The 15,322-nt window shown below is 65.8% G+C and carries 15 protein-coding genes; 8 read left to right on the top strand and 7 right to left on the bottom strand.

What is annotated here, in order from left to right; translation table 11 throughout:
• Positions 1-132 precede the first annotated feature (132 nt).
• The 3 genes from QCE88_RS16285 to QCE88_RS16295 are packed head-to-tail and all read left to right on the top strand — an operon-like array spanning position 133 to position 3,356.
• Positions 133-2,079, top strand: a complete 1,947-nt coding sequence (locus QCE88_RS16285; RefSeq protein ID WP_309903922.1) for a KUP/HAK/KT family potassium transporter — start codon at positions 133-135, stop codon at positions 2,077-2,079.
• 11 nt (positions 2,080-2,090) lie between these two features.
• Positions 2,091-3,185: an MFS transporter gene (locus tag QCE88_RS16290; RefSeq protein WP_309903924.1), complete on the top strand. Its 1,095-nt coding sequence runs from the start codon at positions 2,091-2,093 to the stop codon at positions 3,183-3,185.
• A gap of 24 nt (positions 3,186-3,209) precedes the next feature.
• Complete coding sequence (locus QCE88_RS16295; RefSeq protein WP_309903926.1) at positions 3,210-3,356, top strand: hypothetical protein; 147 nt, start codon at positions 3,210-3,212, stop codon at positions 3,354-3,356.
• 69 nt (positions 3,357-3,425) lie between these two features.
• On the opposite strand, the gene QCE88_RS16300 is transcribed toward QCE88_RS16295, so the two are convergent.
• From QCE88_RS16300 to QCE88_RS16310, 3 genes are read right to left on the bottom strand one after another with little or no spacing between them, the layout of a single operon-like run.
• Positions 3,426-3,632: a hypothetical protein gene (locus QCE88_RS16300; RefSeq protein WP_309903928.1), complete on the bottom strand. Its 207-nt coding sequence runs from the start codon at positions 3,630-3,632 to the stop codon at positions 3,426-3,428.
• A 36-nt stretch (positions 3,633-3,668) separates the two neighbouring features.
• Positions 3,669-3,950 carry a hypothetical protein gene (locus QCE88_RS16305; RefSeq protein WP_309903930.1) on the bottom strand — a complete coding sequence of 94 codons (282 nt, stop codon included), beginning with the start codon at positions 3,948-3,950 and terminating at the stop codon, positions 3,669-3,671.
• Between the two features lie 17 nt (positions 3,951-3,967).
• Entirely contained in the window at positions 3,968-4,144 is a 177-nt protein-coding gene (locus QCE88_RS16310) for a hypothetical protein (protein WP_309903933.1), read from the bottom strand.
• Between the two features lie 126 nt (positions 4,145-4,270).
• Between QCE88_RS16310 and QCE88_RS16315 the strand changes: the two genes are divergently transcribed.
• Complete coding sequence (locus QCE88_RS16315) at positions 4,271-4,651, top strand: hypothetical protein (RefSeq protein WP_309903934.1); 381 nt, start codon at positions 4,271-4,273, stop codon at positions 4,649-4,651.
• Positions 4,652-4,674: 23 nt separating this feature from the next.
• On the opposite strand, the gene QCE88_RS16320 is transcribed toward QCE88_RS16315, so the two are convergent.
• Both QCE88_RS16320 and QCE88_RS16325 read right to left on the bottom strand, forming a co-directional pair.
• A complete protein-coding gene (locus QCE88_RS16320; RefSeq protein WP_309903937.1) occupies positions 4,675-5,004 on the bottom strand; it encodes a hypothetical protein in 330 nt (109 codons plus the stop codon).
• Between the two features lie 81 nt (positions 5,005-5,085).
• Positions 5,086-5,670: a glutathione binding-like protein gene (locus QCE88_RS16325; RefSeq protein WP_309903939.1), complete on the bottom strand. Its 585-nt coding sequence runs from the start codon at positions 5,668-5,670 to the stop codon at positions 5,086-5,088.
• Between the two features lie 229 nt (positions 5,671-5,899).
• On the opposite strand from QCE88_RS16325, the gene QCE88_RS16330 reads away from it, so the two are divergent.
• Positions 5,900-7,018: a GGDEF domain-containing protein gene (locus QCE88_RS16330; RefSeq protein ID WP_309903941.1), complete on the top strand. Its 1,119-nt coding sequence runs from the start codon at positions 5,900-5,902 to the stop codon at positions 7,016-7,018.
• 15 nt (positions 7,019-7,033) lie between these two features.
• Here QCE88_RS16330 and QCE88_RS16335 read toward each other — a convergent pair whose 3' ends face one another.
• Entirely contained in the window at positions 7,034-8,317 is a 1,284-nt protein-coding gene (locus QCE88_RS16335; protein ID WP_309903943.1) for a cystathionine gamma-synthase family protein, read from the bottom strand.
• Positions 8,318-8,658: 341 nt separating this feature from the next.
• Between QCE88_RS16335 and QCE88_RS16340 the strand changes: the two genes are divergently transcribed.
• The 3 genes from QCE88_RS16340 (at position 8,659) to QCE88_RS16350 (ending at position 14,354) form a co-directional block, all read left to right on the top strand.
• Positions 8,659-12,726 (top strand): bifunctional nitrate reductase/sulfite reductase flavoprotein subunit alpha, encoded by a 4,068-nt coding sequence (locus QCE88_RS16340; protein WP_309903945.1) that lies wholly within the window; start codon positions 8,659-8,661, stop codon positions 12,724-12,726.
• Positions 12,727-12,796: 70 nt separating this feature from the next.
• Positions 12,797-13,567 (top strand): precorrin-6A synthase (deacetylating), encoded by a 771-nt coding sequence (gene cobF / locus QCE88_RS16345; RefSeq protein ID WP_309903947.1) that lies wholly within the window; start codon positions 12,797-12,799, stop codon positions 13,565-13,567.
• A 13-nt stretch (positions 13,568-13,580) separates the two neighbouring features.
• Positions 13,581-14,354, top strand: coding sequence for a glucose 1-dehydrogenase (locus tag QCE88_RS16350; protein WP_309903949.1), 774 nt, complete (start codon positions 13,581-13,583; stop codon positions 14,352-14,354).
• Positions 14,355-14,373: 19 nt separating this feature from the next.
• On the opposite strand, the gene QCE88_RS16355 is transcribed toward QCE88_RS16350, so the two are convergent.
• The gene (locus QCE88_RS16355) at positions 14,374-15,252 is read right to left on the bottom strand and encodes an NAD(P)H-binding protein (protein WP_309903951.1); all 879 of its coding nucleotides are present in this window, start codon (positions 15,250-15,252) and stop codon (positions 14,374-14,376) included.
• Between the last annotated feature and the right edge of the window lie 70 nt (positions 15,253-15,322).

Consider the following 15,322-nt stretch of genomic DNA (forward strand, 5'->3'; position numbering starts at 1 on the left):
GCAAAGACTCACTAGAATGACGTGAGTATGTGTAAGCAACGCTTACCTTTGATTACGCGGATTGACTAAACCCTCAACGGGGAACGTGCCTTGCTACGCGATCGACACGCATCAGCGGAGCGCACACGCCGCATGACATCGACATCGAACGATGCCCGCAGGCATCACGCCGGAGAGCAGGCCGCCACGCGCCTCGACCGTGGTTCGTCGCAGCGGTCGTTGAAGGTCCTCGTGCCGGGCGCGCTCGGCGTGGTGTTCGGCGATATCGGCACGAGCCCGATCTATGCATTGCGACAGGCCGTGAGCGAAGCGGGCACGCTGGACCCGCGCGTGGTGCTGGGCATCCTCTCGATGATCGTGTGGGCCGTCGTGATCGTCGTGATGGGCAAGTATGTCTGCTATGTGATGCGCGCCGACAATGAAGGCGAGGGCGGCATCATCGCGCTGACTGCGCTCGTGCGCTCCGGCTACGAGCGCGAAGGCCGCCACGTGCCGCGTTTGCTGTTGACATCCGGCCTGTTCGGCGCCGCCATGTTCTACGGCGATTCGATGATCACACCCGCCGTGTCCGTCCTGTCCGCCGTGGAAGGCTTGCGTCAGGTAAGCGAAACCTTCGAGCCGTTCGTCGTGCCGCTCGCGCTGCTCATCCTGATCGCGCTGTTCGCGTTCCAGCATCGCGGCACCGCCGCCGTGGGGAAATGGTTCGCGCCGGTGATGTCGGTATGGTTCGTCTATCTTGCGGCGGTCGGCGTATATCGCATCGCGCAGCATCCCGACGTGCTGCGCGCACTGTCACCGTGGTTTGCGTGGGACCTCGTGCGCATGCGTCCGCTGCTTGCGTTCACCTTGCTCGGCGCGGTGATCCTCGCGTTGACGGGCGCCGAGGCGCTTTATGCCGACATCGGCCACTTCGGCAAGCGCGCGATCCGGCGCGCGTGGCTGTTCGTCGTGTTCCCGGCGATCATCGTCGGCTACTTCGGGCAGGCCGCCGCCATCCTGTATCAGCCCGGCGCGGCCGATCAACCGTTCTTCTTCGCTGCGCCTTCGTGGGCGCTCATTCCGACCGTGGTGATCGCGATGCTCGCCACGGTGATCGCGTCGCAGGCCGTCATATCAGGCGCCTTCTCGATGACGAGCCAGGCCATCGAACTCGGCTTCCTGCCGCGTTTGCGTGTGGTGGAGACTTCATCGTCGCAACATGGGCAGGTGTACGTGCCCGCCGTCAATGCCGTGCTGTTCGCCGCCGTGCTGTTCCTCGTGCTGGCTTTCCGCAGTTCGGCGCGGCTCACTTCGGCTTACGGCATCGCAGTCGGTCTCACGATGTTCGTCACCTCCATGCAGATGGTGAGCCTCTCGCGCAAGCTGTGGCGCTGGCCGTGGATGGCCATCGTTGCGATCAGCGCGCCATTGCTCGCGATTGATGCGCTGCTCGTCGCAGCGAACGTCCACAAGCTCCCGGACGGCGGCTGGTTTCCGGTGGCGGTGGGCATCGTGTTGTTCGTCGCGATGGCGACGTGGCATCGCGGGCGCGTGCTCGAAGTGCAGCATGCTTCACACACCCCGCCCCTTGCGGACTTCCTGCGCGATGCATGTCAAGACCCCGAGCCGCCCGCGCGCGTGCCCGGCACGGCCGTCTATCCGGGCAGCATGCCCGGCGCAACGCCTGCCGCGCTGGCGAGCAACCTGCGCCACAACCGCGTGTTGCACCGGACGGTGATCGTGTTCGCGAACCGCTCGGAATCCGCGCCGCGGATCGATGAAGAGACGCGCATCGAGGTGCGCGATCTTGGGGCAGGTTGTCATGAAGTCATCTCGCGGCACGGTTTCACCGAGCGGCCCAATCTGCCGCGCCTGCTTGCGTCGCTCGAAGGACAACTCGGCGACTGGCGCTTCGATCCGAAGCACACCACGTTCTTCCTGCCGCGCGACGAAGCCGTGCCCGGCTGCTCGCACGGCCAGATGGCGCGCTGGCGTGAGCGGCTGTTCGGCGCGATGTCGGCGCATTCCGCATCGAGCGCCGAATACTACGGCCTCAAGAGCGAGGATGTGGTTGAACTCGGCGTGCAGGTTGCGCTGTGAAGAAAAGCCGCGTGCACGAGGTGAAACCGACCGTTCCGCTACTTGCGCTGAGTTTCTTCGCGGCGGACGTGCAGGCGGGCGTCGGGCCGTTTCTCGGCATCTTTCTGCAGGCGCACGGCTGGACGCCCGACCGGATCGGTTCGGTGCTGACGATTGGCGGCATCGTCGGCATGCTGGTCACGGCGCCGGCGGGCGCGCTGGTCGATGCCAGCACCTACCGGCGCATGATCGTCGCGCTCGCAAGCGGTCTCAGCATCGTCGCGGCGCTCATTATCTGGATATGGCAGGGCTTCTGGCCCGTCACGCTTTCGCAAATCGCGACGGCGATCGGCGGCGCGGCCATGGGCCCGGCGCTGGTGGGAATCACGCTCGGCATGGTGGGACGGCAGAACTTCGATCGCCAGTTCGGCCGCAATCAGGTCGCGAATCATGCGGGCAACATCGCGGCGGCGCTGCTCTCGGGCTGGCTCGGCGCGACGCTGGGCATGCCGTGGATCTTCGGGATGAGCGCGGGGTTCGGCGTGGCGTGCATCGTCACCGCGTTCTGGATTCCGGGGCGCTCGGTGCACCCGCATTTCGCGCGCGGCCTCGCCCGCCATGATGACGACGATGCCTCCGACATCCGCGCGAAAGGCTTCTCCGTGCTGTGGCGCAATCGTCCGCTGCTGGTGCTGGCCATCGCGCTCGCGTGCTTCAACCTCGGCAATTCGGCGATGCTGCCGCTCTACAGTCTCGCGGCGGCCTCGGCGCATGTGGCGGACCCGAGTCAGGTGACGGCGGCGAACATCGTGATCTCGCAGGTGGTGATGCTTGCGGCGGCCGCCTATGCAAGCCGCCTGACGCGCCGCTGGGGCTTCTGGTGGATCCTGTTCGTCACGCTCGCGACGCTGCCGTTGCGCGCGATGACAGCCGCGTGGATGCCCCCGTTGTGGGGCCTCCTGCCGGTGCAGGTCTTCGATGGAATCGGCGCGGGTCTGCAAAGCGTCGCGGTGCCGTCGCTGATCGTGCATCTGTTGCATGGCACGGGACGCGTGAACCTCGGACAGGGCGCGGTGCAAGGGGTGCAGGCGGGCGGCGCGTGCCTGAGTCCGCTGCTCGGCGGCTAGCTCGCGCATCAGTATGGCTATTCGGTGGCGTTTCTCGTGCTTGGCAGCTTCTCGCTGGCGGCGTTCGCGATATGGATAGGGTTCAGCCGGGACGTGCGCGGAGCATGCGACACGCGTCGCGATGAACTGGTCAAGCTGAACGACATCGACTCGTCGACGCTGCTGCCGTGATGTCGAATGGCTCCATGACACATGTCCGTTCCGACATCCGATCGCCAGAGCGTTCGAGATAACGGTCGGCTATGCAGCCGGCAGCATGTCCGCCTTCGCGTTGGCGTGCTCCCTGGCTGCATGCAACGCGGCTTCCGCGGTCTCGACGGGACGGTCGCGCATCTCGGTGTAGCCGTCGGCGTCGATCGTGTAGGACCAGGTGTATTGCCCGGTCGGATCACGATCGATGTCGATGTCGATTGTGTGGCCGTTGCGCATAGTGCTTTCGGTGGACATGATGCGTTCCCTCGAGGATTGCGGTTGAGCGTGCTGTCATGACATCCCGGCGCCGCGCCGTCGTTTGATCGCGAGAATGGCGGCGGCGGGCACATGCACGATGCCGAAGCCCAGCACGAAGACCAGCCAGCGCGACAGCGGCAATTCGAGCGTTGACGCGCCCATCGCACCAAACGCAATGCCCACGACGATCAGCACAAGATGCGCGATCCGGCGTTTGCCAGTGCCGCTCGTGAAGTGCGGGATTTCATAGTGCGCATAGCACACGAAAGCGCCCATCAGCGCAGCGGCGAGCAAGGCTTGCCACGCGATCATCATTCAGCTTCGTGCAAGGTTCAACGGGTTGAATCGGGCGGGACGGCGTTCTTTTCCTGCGATGAGGGCAACGCGTTTTCCGAATCATCATGGCCGCTTTTTTCGCGGGCATCGAGATCACGTTGCTGAGCGGGCGTGCCGCTGGGCTCGTCCATTTCGTCCGCGCTCACATGTTCGGGTCTGGAAGGGGTCTGCATGGCGGCCTCCTGGGTTGCCGGCAATCAATCCTTTAGAGCAATTGCCGGACCCGCGTACGCCTGCGTGACAGGCTCGCCGCTTGCTCATTTGTCCGTACGTGATTCACACATCTTCAGGGGGAAACAATGAAAGTCACCGACTACGATCAACTGATCGAAGAACTTCAGCTTGCGATGTCGGGCGCGTTCGCATCGCGCAAGACACCCGCTGTCAGCGCACTCGACGAAGAGCATTCAGTCGTCGTCAACGTGTCATGGGTGACCGAAAGCGGTCGTGACACGACGCTCGATTCGCGTTGCAGCGCATCGGTCCGCTTCACGACGGCGCAGCTGGAGCGCTATTCGTCAGTGGACATTGGCCGGCGCAAGATCATTCAGGGCCGCGTGGCAGAGGGCTTGCGACAGGCCTTCTCGCGCTCCGGCAGTGGGCAAACGGAACCCGGCGCGTGTTCCCTCGAACTCCGCGCCGACGATGCCTGGTTCGTCCCGCCCGAAACCTCCACCTGAACTCCACCTGAAGCGCTGCCGCCCTACATGCCTTGCGCGCCGGCGTTGCCGGTCGCCGGGCTGGTCGAGCCGCCGGAGCCGTTTGCATTGCCGCCGTTCAGACGCGGCTGCATGCCGCCGGAGCCTGGCGTCGTGCCCTTGCCGGCGGCGTTCGTACCGTTGGCCGTCCCGCCGATGCCCGTCTGGCCAGCACCCACCGCATCGTCCGCAGGCGCGCTCGGATGCTTGCTTGCGGCGCTTTGTCCGTTCGATGGTCCGTGACTCGCGCCGGGCTGGGTCTGGTCGGCGGCGCAGGCTGTGCCTGCAAGACCCAGCATCAGAAGGGACAGCGCGAGTGTTCTGCTTGCGTGCATGACTGGTCTCCGTTGGATCGGGACGCCCGCCGATGGGCGAGGCGCGGTCCCCATCCACGCGCAAGCCGCGTTCCGCTTCGCTTATTCGAGACCTTCATGCTCGAATGCCAGCTTCACAGCCGGGCGTTGGCGCATGCGCTCATAGAAGGCTTGCAACGGCGCGGGTGCATCGATGCCCACTTTCTTCGCCCATGTCAGCATGGTGAAAAGATAAGCATCCGCGACGCTCGCCTGATCGCCGAACAGGTAGTCACCCTTCATCATCTTCGCGACGAGTTCGAAGCGCTGGCCGATCTTCTCGCGTCCCGCCGCCGCCTCCGCATCCGACGACGCCTTGAACACGCGGCCAAACTGCTTGTGAATCTCGGTGGAGATGAACGCGAGCGTTTCCAGCAGACGCAATTGACCGTCCTCACCCGACGGCGCGAGTTGCGGCGCGCGCTGCGCCACCCACGCAAGAATGGCGATGTTCTCGGTGAGACGCCGGCCATCGTCGAATTCGAGGACGGGCACGTAGCTCTTGGGATTGATGTCGTCGAAGGACTGGCCGTCTTCGGTCTTCTTGGTCTTGAGATCGACCTTCACACGGTCGAAGTCGATGCCCGCTTCGTGCAGTGCGATGTGATCGGCGAGACTGCACGCGCCGGGCGCGAGATAGAGTTTCATTGCGGCTCCTTGGGTCGTGACCGCTGTATGCGGCAACCTCCAATGCGCGAGCAAGGTGCATGCCGCCGCACTGGCCATCTTCGCCGCTGGCAAGGGCGCGCAGGTATGATAGCGGCCGTTAATTGCAGATGCGCCTGTATGCCGCGATTCCCGACGCGTTGGCGTCGTGACGAAGCGGCACGCCGTCGCCGACGGTCGAGTTTCCCGCACGCGCATAGCGGGCTTCCCCATGTTCCACACACCCGATACCGAAACACTCCGCCTGTGCAGCGTGCTCACGAGCATCGCGTTCGGGCTGGTCTTCTCCCTGTTCCGTTTTGGCGGCCGCCGCGAAGCTTACTTCGCGCACTGGTCGTCGAGCGCGTTCCTGTACGCGGCCTCGCTGATCGGCTTCGAGGCCGCGCGTGGCCAGCCGTTCGTCACCAGCCTGCTGATGGGCGCGCTCGCCGCGACCAACATGCTGATCCTCTCGGGCCTGCGCGCCTTCGACGGCAAGCCGCCGTTTCGTCTCTGGATGCTCGCGCCGGTCGCGGGCTGCGTCGTGGTCCACATGCTGCCGGCGCTCATCGCCGGACATGGCCCCGATACCAGCGCATGGACGCAGGCGGGCGACACGGTCGCCATTGCCGTTTCGGCGGGTCTGGCGGGCGGCATCCTGTTCGCAAGCGGACGGCGTGAGACAAGCCGCGCGCGGCGCATCGCGGGGCTGGCCATCCTGGGTTATCTGCCGGGCTATGCGGTCGTGCTCGCGGCAATTTTTTCGATGACCCCGCGCATCAACTATCTCGCGCTGATCCCGATGCTCTCCGACCAGCTGTTGCTCGGCGTGCTCAATCTCGGACTGCTCGCGATCCCCGCCGAACGCGCGCAGCAGCGGCTGCGCGACGCCGCGCTGCGCGATCCGCTGACGGGCGCCTGGAACCGCGCGGGTTTCGACCGGCAGGCAGGGCGGCTGGCGTCGGCGGGCGCGACGGTGCTCGCCATCGACCTGGATCACTTCAAGCAGATCAACGACCGCCACGGGCATCTTGCCGGCGATACCGTGCTGATCGAACTCGCGCGGCTGGCGGGCGCCGAGGTGGCTTCGCTGGGCGGCGCATTCGGGCGGCTGGGCGGCGACGAGTTCGTCGCCATCCTGCCGGCCTCGCGCGCGCCGGATGCGCAGGCCTGCGCGAGCCAGATTCACGAGGCGTGCCGCAAGGTCACCCAAGGCATGCCGGAATGGACGACGAGCATCGGCGTTTCGCAGATCGTCGCCGGCGAGGCCGGTTATCAGGCGGCGCTGCATCGTGCCGACGGCGCGTTGTATCGCGCAAAGCTGACGGGGCGCAACAAGCTGACCGCCTGACCCTTTTGCTTGCCTTCAGCAGTGCTGCAACGCGTTCGACAAGTCCGCGATCAGATCGTCGGGATGTTCGAGCCCGACCGACAACCGGATCAATCCTTCCGACACACCCGCCGCCGCGCGCACGTCCGCCGGCACGCCTGAATGCGTCGTGGACGCCGGATGGCAGACCAGCGATTCCGTGCCGCCGAGACTCACCGCCGACCGGAACAGCGACAGCCCGTTGATGAGCCGGAACGCCTGCTCGCGGCCGCCGTCGAGCACGAACGCGAAGGTCGAGCCGGGCCCGCTGCACTGGCGCCGGTACACGGCCTGATACGCGGCGTCTTCGATCAGTTCCGGATGCAGCACCTTCACCGGCCTGAACGGATTGTCCGCGAGCCAGCGCGCGACCGCCGTGCCGCTGCGCGCGGCGCGTTCCATGCGCAGCACGAGCGTTTCCATCGAACGCGCAATCATCCAGCACGAATGCGGGTCGAGTTGCGAGCCGAGCGTGCCGCGGATCGCGCGCAAGGTCTTGATGAGCCCCGCCGGACCGGTGATGCCGCCCGCCACCAGATCGCTGTGTCCGCCGATGTACTTGGTCAGCGAATACACGCACAGATCGACGCCATGCTGCGCCGGCTTCTGGAACAGCGGCCCGAGCAGCGTGTTGTCGCACACCGAAAGCGGACGGTAGCCGTGACGGTCCGCGAAGCCGTCGAGTTCGCGGCGCAGCGCGTCGAGGTCGAACAGCGCGTCGGTGGGATTGGCCGGTGTTTCGACGTAGCACATCGCGACCTTGCCGGTTTGCGCAGCGGCGTCCAGCGCCGCGCGCAGCGAATCGGGCGAGAGGCCGTCCGCGATCGGATGCGAACGCACGCCCCATTCGGGCAGGAACTTCGACATCAGCGTTTCCGTGCCGCCATACAGCGGCACGGACTGCACCACGCAGTCGCCGGGACGCAGGAAGGCCAGCAGGACGGCCGCGATGGCCGCCATGCCGCTCGAGGTCGCGAGCGCGGCCTCGGAACCGTCAAGCAGGGCGAGACGGTCCTCGATGATCTCCAGATTCGGATGATTGAAGCGGCTGTAGACCAGCCCGGCGCTTTCGCCTTCGGGCAGCGGCTTGCGGCCCGCGACCATGTCGAAGAACTCGGCGCCGTCCTCGGCCGTGCGGAACGCGAAGGTCGAGGTCAGGAACACGGGCGGCTTGACCGATCCTTCCGACAAGAACGGATCGTAGCCGTACGACATCATCTGGGTTTCGGGATGCAGTTCGCGGTCGCCGATCGTGCGCTTGTGATAGGTGCGGTAGGCCATGCTTCGCTCCGGCTGGGTTGAGGGTGAGTGCTGGCTCATGCTAACCGGAACTATCGGAGGGCACGGTGCAGGGTCGATGCACGCCGATGGTGCTGCGTTGCACCATGCCGCGCCTTGCGGTCATGTCCGCAAAAACCCCTCAAAGCCCCGCCACACAACGCTCCCGGCACGTCAGGCCCGCATGGCCCGGAAGTTGCCTTGAAAGAAGCCTCCGGTTCAATGGCGAGCCGGGGCTCGATGGCTTGACCGCTCGCGCGCTGCGCGACCCCGACAACGGCGTCCACGGATTCTGTCTCCGACAGCTTCCGGAGGACGCCTTTTTGTTTTTGAAGACCCGAACGATGACGGCAAGAACGGTCGATACGGTGTGTCCTTACTGCGGCGTGGGCTGCGGGATGACGCTGCACGTCGAGAACGAGCAGGTCATCAAGATTTCCGGCAACAAGGATCATCCGAGCAACTACGGGCGGCTTTGCACCAAGGGTTCGTCGGCGCACGTAGCGCTGCGCAAGTCGGGCCGGCTGGAGAAGGCCTTCGTGCGGCACGCGCGCCATGCCGATCCCACGCCGATGCCGCTCGAACGCGCACTCGACGACACCGCCCGCCGCCTGCGCGCGATCCTCGACACGCACGGTCCCGATGCGCTGTCGTTCTACGTCTCCGGCCAGATGTCGATCGAGGCGCAGTATCTGGTCAACAAGCTCGCGAAGGGCTTCATCGGCACGAACAACATCGAGTCGAATTCGCGGCTGTGCATGGCGAGCGCGGGGAGCGGCTACAAGCTGTCGCTGGGCGCGGACGGTCCGCCCGGCTCCTACGAGGACTTCGACCGCGCGAACCTGTTCTTCGTGACCGGCGCGAACATGGCCGACTGTCATCCGATCCTGTTCCTGCGCATGATGGATCGCGTGAAGGCGGGCGCGAAGCTGATCGTCGTCGATCCGCGCCGCAACGCCACCGCCGACAAAGCCGATCTCTTCATGCAGATCCGCCCCGGCACCGATCTGGCGCTGCTCAACGGCCTGCTGTATCTGCTGCACGCGAACGGTCACACGGACGCCGCGTTCATCGCCGCACACACGCAGGGCTGGGACGAGATGCCCGCGTTCCTCGCCGATTACACGCCGGAAAAAGTCGCCGCGCTGACCGGCATCGCGGAAAGCGATCTGCGTCAGGCGGCGCAGTGGATCGGCGAAGCGCCCGAATGGATGAGCTGCTGGACCATGGGCCTCAACCAGAGCACGCACGGCACCTGGAACACGAACGCCATCTGCAACCTGCATCTCGCGACGGGCAAGATCTGCCGGCCAGGCAGCGGCCCGTTCTCGCTGACCGGGCAACCCAACGCAATGGGCGGGCGCGAGATGGGCTACATGGGCCCCGGCTTGCCCGGCCAGCGTTCGGTGCTGGCGGAGGCAGACCGCGCGTTCGTCGAAGACGTGTGGAAGCTGCCGCCGGGCACGCTGCGCACCGAGGTGGGCGGCGGCACCATCGACATGTTCGCGCGCATGAAGACCGGCGACATCAAGGCGTGCTGGATCATCTGCACGAATCCGGTGGCGAGCGTCGCGAACCGCGCGACGGTCGTGGAAGGCTTGCAGGCGGCGGAGCTCGTCATCACGCAGGACGCCTTCCTCGACACCGAGACCAACCGTTACGCCGACGTCCTCCTGCCCGGCGCACTGTGGGCCGAGGCGGAAGGCGTGATGATCAACTCAGAGCGCAACATGACGCTCACGCAGAAGGCTGTCGAGCCGCCGGGCGACGCGCTGCCGGACTGGCAGATCATTGCGCGTGTCGCGTGCGCGATGGGCTTCGCCGACGCCTTCAGCTATGCGAGCGCCGCCGAAGTCTTCGATGAAATCACGCGCTTCGCCAATCCGCAGACCGGTTATGACCTGCGCGGCGCCAGCCACGCGCGGCTGCGCGAGACGCCGTTGCAATGGCCTTGTGCGCCGGAGAGCGGGCGCGAGCGCAATCCGATCCGTTATCTCACCGCCGATGCCTCGCGCCTCAGATTCGCGACGCCGCACGGCAAGGGCGTGTTCTTCGCGCGTCCGCATGTCGATCCGAAGGAACTGCCGGACGCGGACTTTCCGGTCGTGCTCAATACGGGCCGCCTGCAGCATCAATGGCACACGATGACCAAGACCGGCAAGGTCGCGATGCTGAACAAGCTGAACCCGGCACCGTTCGTCGAACTGCATCCGGACGATGCGGCGGCGCTCGGCGTGACGCAGAAGGATCGCGTCGAGATCCGCTCGCGGCGTGGCCGTGCGGTGCTGCCCGCCGTCGTGACCGAGCGCGTGCGTCCCGGCAACTGCTTCGCGCCGATGCACTGGAACGACATGTTCGGCGACGACCTGTGCATCAACGCGGTCACGAGCGACGCCGTCGATCCGCTCTCGCAGCAACCGGAACTCAAGTTCTGCGCCGTGGCGCTGAGCCGCGTCGAAGCAGAAGCCGACTTCAATTCCCAAACCCCGCAGCAGGAAACCGCCATGTCCCGCCTCGACGCCCTTTCCTCGCTTCTCGGACTCGGCGAAGTCGCCGCGCCCGCGTTGAGCGATACCGACCGGCTGTATCTGGCGGGCTTCGTCAGCGGATTGCGTTCAGGCGGAAGTGAAGCGCGCGGCGTGCCCGTGTTGCCCGCCAACGCGCCGTTCAGCGCCGCGACGCGCGTCTGGGTCGATGGACTGCTTGCCGGATTGTTCAGCCGTGGCGAAGCGCCGCCCTTGGTAAGCCACACCGACGCGCCCGAGCCTGAAGTGCAGATCGCGCATACGCGGCCCAAGGTCGCGTTGCTGTGGGCGTCGCAGACGGGCAATGTCGAATCGCTGGTCGAGTCCTACGCTACGCAATTGATGGAATCCGGCTTCGAGATCCGCACCGCCTGCATGTCCGACTGCGCCGTCGCGAGTCTCGCCAAGTCGCACTATGTGCTGCTGATGACCAGCACGTTCGGCGATGGCGATGCACCCGACAACGGTCAGGATTTCTGGTCCGCGCTCAAGGCCGCCGATGCCCCGCGCCTCGAATCACTGCATTACGCGGTGCTGGCTTTCGGCGATACGAGCTATGACGCGTTCTGCGGCCACGGCCGCAATCTCGATGCGCGTCTCGCGGAACTGGGCGGCGAGCGCCTGCTGGCGCGAACCGATTGCGACACGGACTTCCAGGCAACCGCCGATGGCTGGCTCGCGCGGATCATCGCCCGCATCAAGGACGACGACGCGGCGCTGCACGCGGTGCCCGCACAGGGCGCGATTCCCGACGTGCTGGGACCGGGCGTCGCGAGCAAGGCGCGTCCGGCGCCGTCGCGGCTGCTGCGCAACGTGCGCCTGAACCATCCGGGCGCGGCCAAGGACACGCGCTCCTTCGCGTTCTCGACGGCAGGCTCCGGCCTCGACTACGAAGCCGGCGACGCGCTGGGCGTATGGCCGACCAACTGTCCCGAACTCGTCGGCGAAGTGCTTGGCCTGACGAAGCTCCACGCCGATGCGCCCGTGCACGTCGCGGGCTCAGGCGAAATGCGGCTCGCCGATGCACTGGCCACGCACTACGAGATCGCCCGCCCGAGTCCGGAGGCGCTGAAGCTGATCGCGGCGCGCACGCCCGGCCCCGCGCTGCGGCAACTGCTCGGCGACGAACGCAAGAACGAACTCAAGTCCTGGCTGTGGGGCCAGCAACTCGCCGATGTGCTGCACGAGCATCCTGCTTCGCTGTCGGCGGATGAATTGCTCGGCGTGCTCAAGCGCATGCAGCCGCGTCTGTACTCGATTTCGTCGAGCCCGAAAGCGCATGCGGGCGAGGTGCATCTGACCGTGTCGGCGGTGCGCTATGACAATGGCCGTCGCAAGCGCAAGGGCGTGTCATCCACTTTCCTCGCCGATCGCGCCCACGACGCCGACGTGCCGCTGTTCGTACAGAAGAGCGCGCATTTCCGTCCGCCGCGTCAGGGCGACACGCCGATGATCATGGTCGGTCCCGGCACCGGCGTCGCGCCGTTTCGCGGCTTCCTGCACGAGCGTCACGCGCGCGGCGACACGGGGCGCAACTGGCTGTTTTTCGGCGAGCAGCATGCGGCCACCGACTTCTACTATCGCGAGGAACTCGAAGGCATGAGCCGGTCGGGCCTGCTGAACCGTTTCGACACGGCGTTCTCGCGCGACCAGGGCGACAAGATCTACGTGCAGGACCGCATGCGCGAGCAAGGCGCCGAGCTCTGGTCGTGGCTGCAGGACGGCGCGAACTTCTACGTCTGCGGCGACGCGAGCCGCATGGCGAAGGACGTCGATGCCGCGTTGCGCGAGATCGTCGCGCGGCACGGCGGACTCACGGACGAGCGGGCGGCGGAGTATGTGTCCTCGCTCGCGCGCGACAGGCGTTATCTGCGCGACGTGTACTGACTTGAGCAGCAGGACATCGCGATGAATGCCGTTACACTCCGTGCTCACGGTCGGAAAGTGGGAGCATGGAGTGAAGCGAATCCTCATCATCGGCATCGGGGCGGGCGACCCGGAATACATCACGGTTCAGGCCATCAACGCGCTCAACCAGGCGGACGTGTTCTTCGTGATGGACAAGGGCGAAGCGAAGGCGAAACTCATCGCGCTGCGCCGCGAGATCATCGAGCGCTATGTGAAGGAGCGCGATTACCGGATCGTCGAGGCGACCAATCCCGAGCGACGGCGCGATACCGCGAGCTATACCGATGCCGTCGATATCCTGAATCGTGACAAGCAGGCCGTGTTCGAGCGGCTGATCGGCGAGGAATTGCGCGATGGCGAATGCGGCGCGTTTCTCGTCTGGGGCGATCCCTCGCTGTATGACAGCACGATGCGTATCGTCGAAGCCATCGTTGCGAGCGGGCGGCTGGCGTTCGAGTATGAGGTGATTCCAGGCATCAGCAGCGTGCAGGCGCTGGCGGCGAAGCATCGCGTGGCGCTCAATGCGATTGGCCGCGCGGTCGAGATCACCAATGGCCGAGGCATCGCCGAAGGCTTTCCCGAGCGCGCCGATAGCGCCGTGGTGATGCTCGATGCGCAGAACGCGTTCCGGCAACTGGCGCACGAGGATCTCGACATTTTCTGGGGCGCCTATGTCGGCACGGACGACGAGATTCTCATCTCCGGCCCGCTGCGCGACGTGATGGACGAGATCGAGCGGGTGCGCGCCGAAGCCCGCGCGCAGCACGGCTGGATCATGGACACTTATCTGTTGAAGCGCCGCACGCCGTCGCGCGATTGACAAGGAGGCCCTCTTGAACCGCATTTCCAATCTCTTCGATCTCACCGGACGCCGCGCGTTGATCACCGGCTCCAGTACGGGCATCGGCTTCGCGCTGGCGCGCGGTCTCGGCGGCGCGGGGGCGCAGGTCGTGCTCAATGGCCGCGATCAGGCACGCCTCGACGACGCGCTCAGTCAGCTCCGCGCCGAAGGCATCGCGGCGCAGGCTGCGCGGTTCGACGCGACCTCGCCGGAGCACGTGACTGAAGCGATTGCGCGCATCGAGGCCGATAGCGGTCCGATCGACATTCTCGTCAACAACGCGGGCATGCAGCGCCGCGCGCCGCTGGAAACGTTCTCGCACGAGCAATGGCGCACGCTGATGCAGACCAACGTCGACAGCGTGTTCCTCGTCGGGCAGGCCGTCGCGCGCTTCATGATCGGACGCGGTGCGGGCAAGATCGTCAATGTCTGCTCGGTGCAGAGCGAACTCGGACGGCCGAACATCGCCGCCTATACCGCCACGAAGGGCGCGGTGAAGATGCTCACCAAAGGCATGGCGATCGACTGGGGTCCGCACGGCATCCAGGTCAACGGACTCGGGCCGGGTTATATCAAGACCGAACTGACCGAAGCGCTCGTCAACGACGAAGCGTTCAGCGCGTGGCTGATCGGGCGTACGCCGTCGCGTCGGTGGGGCGAGGTGGAGGATCTGGTCGGCGCGGCCGTGTTCCTGGCCAGCGACGCGTCGCGCTTCGTAAATGGCCACGTGCTCTACGTGGACGGCGGCGTGACAGCGACGCTGTAAGCCGCCGTATGCCTTTGCGTCACTCGAACGCCGCGCGATTCGCTTCGACAAACTCGCGCACGGTTTGCGGCGCCCGCCCGGTGATCTCGCCAATGACGCCGTCCGCGCCCGCGAAGATGCCATTCTGATAATCGACGGCAATCGCCACGAAATGCTGGATCAGGAATTCCGGCAGCTTGTAGTGCTCGAGGTGTTTGCGATACTCGTCGAGCGACGAAGGCTGGTACTTGACCGTGCGGCCGAGCGTCGCGCCGATTTCATCGGCGATCTGCTGCTGACTCATCTCCACCGGCCCGCACAAGGTGTACGTCTTGCCGATATGCCCTTCAGGCTGCGTCAGCACGGCGGCGATCAACCGCGCCTGGTCTTCGGCGGCAATCGGCGCGTGACGGCCTTGGCCGTACGGCAGCGTGATGACGCCGTCGCGCACGATCTGGTCGCGCACCCACGGGAACACCAGCCATTCGGAGAAGAAGGTCGGACGAATGTGCACGACAGGCACGCCCGACCAGTCCAGCACCCGTTCCGCGATCCAGTGGTCGCGCGCCGCGTGGCTCTGCGAATCTTCCCGCGCCGAAATCTGCGACATCTCCACGACCACGCCGACATTCGCGCGTCGCGCCGCATCGGCGAAGTAGGCGGCAGCCTGGATATAACCGGCGCGCACCGGATAGCACAGATACGCGCCATCGACGCCCTGCATCGCGCGGATCACGTCGTCGTGTTCGAGCAGATCGCCTTCCACAATCTCCGCGCCGGCTTCGCGCAATGCGTCACTGCGCTCGTCCTGCCGATGCACGAAGGCACGCACCGCGTGACCCTGATCCAGAAGCTGACGGATGGTATGGACGCCGGTCTTGCCCGTGGCGCCGGTGATGAGATAGGTGCGTCGTTGCATGATGCGTTCTCCGGGGTTGAAGTGTATATGCACTTTTGAGGCGTAATGAAAGGCCCGACAGACGGGCCCA

Origin of the sequence: Caballeronia sp. LZ035 (assembly GCF_031451175.1) — a bacterium.
In the GTDB taxonomy this organism is placed as follows: Bacteria; Pseudomonadota; Gammaproteobacteria; order Burkholderiales; family Burkholderiaceae; genus Caballeronia.

Excerpts from the sequence above, each read along its gene's own strand:
- QCE88_RS16305 (WP_309903930.1), bottom strand. The coding sequence starts at position 3,950 with ATGATGATCGCGTGGCAAGCCTTGCTCGCCGCTGCGCTGATGGGCGCT.
- QCE88_RS16320 (WP_309903937.1), bottom strand. The coding sequence starts at position 5,004 with ATGCACGCAAGCAGAACACTCGCGCTGTCCCTTCTGATGCTGGGTCTT.
- QCE88_RS16340 (WP_309903945.1), top strand. The coding sequence starts at position 8,659 with ATGACGGCAAGAACGGTCGATACGGTGTGTCCTTACTGCGGCGTGGGC.
- QCE88_RS16310 (WP_309903933.1), bottom strand. The coding sequence starts at position 4,144 with ATGCAGACCCCTTCCAGACCCGAACATGTGAGCGCGGACGAAATGGAC.
- QCE88_RS16330 (WP_309903941.1), top strand. The coding sequence starts at position 5,900 with ATGTTCCACACACCCGATACCGAAACACTCCGCCTGTGCAGCGTGCTC.
- QCE88_RS16325 (WP_309903939.1), bottom strand. The coding sequence starts at position 5,670 with ATGAAACTCTATCTCGCGCCCGGCGCGTGCAGTCTCGCCGATCACATC.
- QCE88_RS16335 (WP_309903943.1), bottom strand. The coding sequence starts at position 8,317 with ATGGCCTACCGCACCTATCACAAGCGCACGATCGGCGACCGCGAACTG.
- QCE88_RS16285 (WP_309903922.1), top strand. The coding sequence starts at position 133 with ATGACATCGACATCGAACGATGCCCGCAGGCATCACGCCGGAGAGCAG.
- QCE88_RS16315 (WP_309903934.1), top strand. The coding sequence starts at position 4,271 with ATGAAAGTCACCGACTACGATCAACTGATCGAAGAACTTCAGCTTGCG.
- QCE88_RS16300 (WP_309903928.1), bottom strand. The coding sequence starts at position 3,632 with ATGTCCACCGAAAGCACTATGCGCAACGGCCACACAATCGACATCGAC.
- QCE88_RS16355 (WP_309903951.1), bottom strand. The coding sequence starts at position 15,252 with ATGCAACGACGCACCTATCTCATCACCGGCGCCACGGGCAAGACCGGC.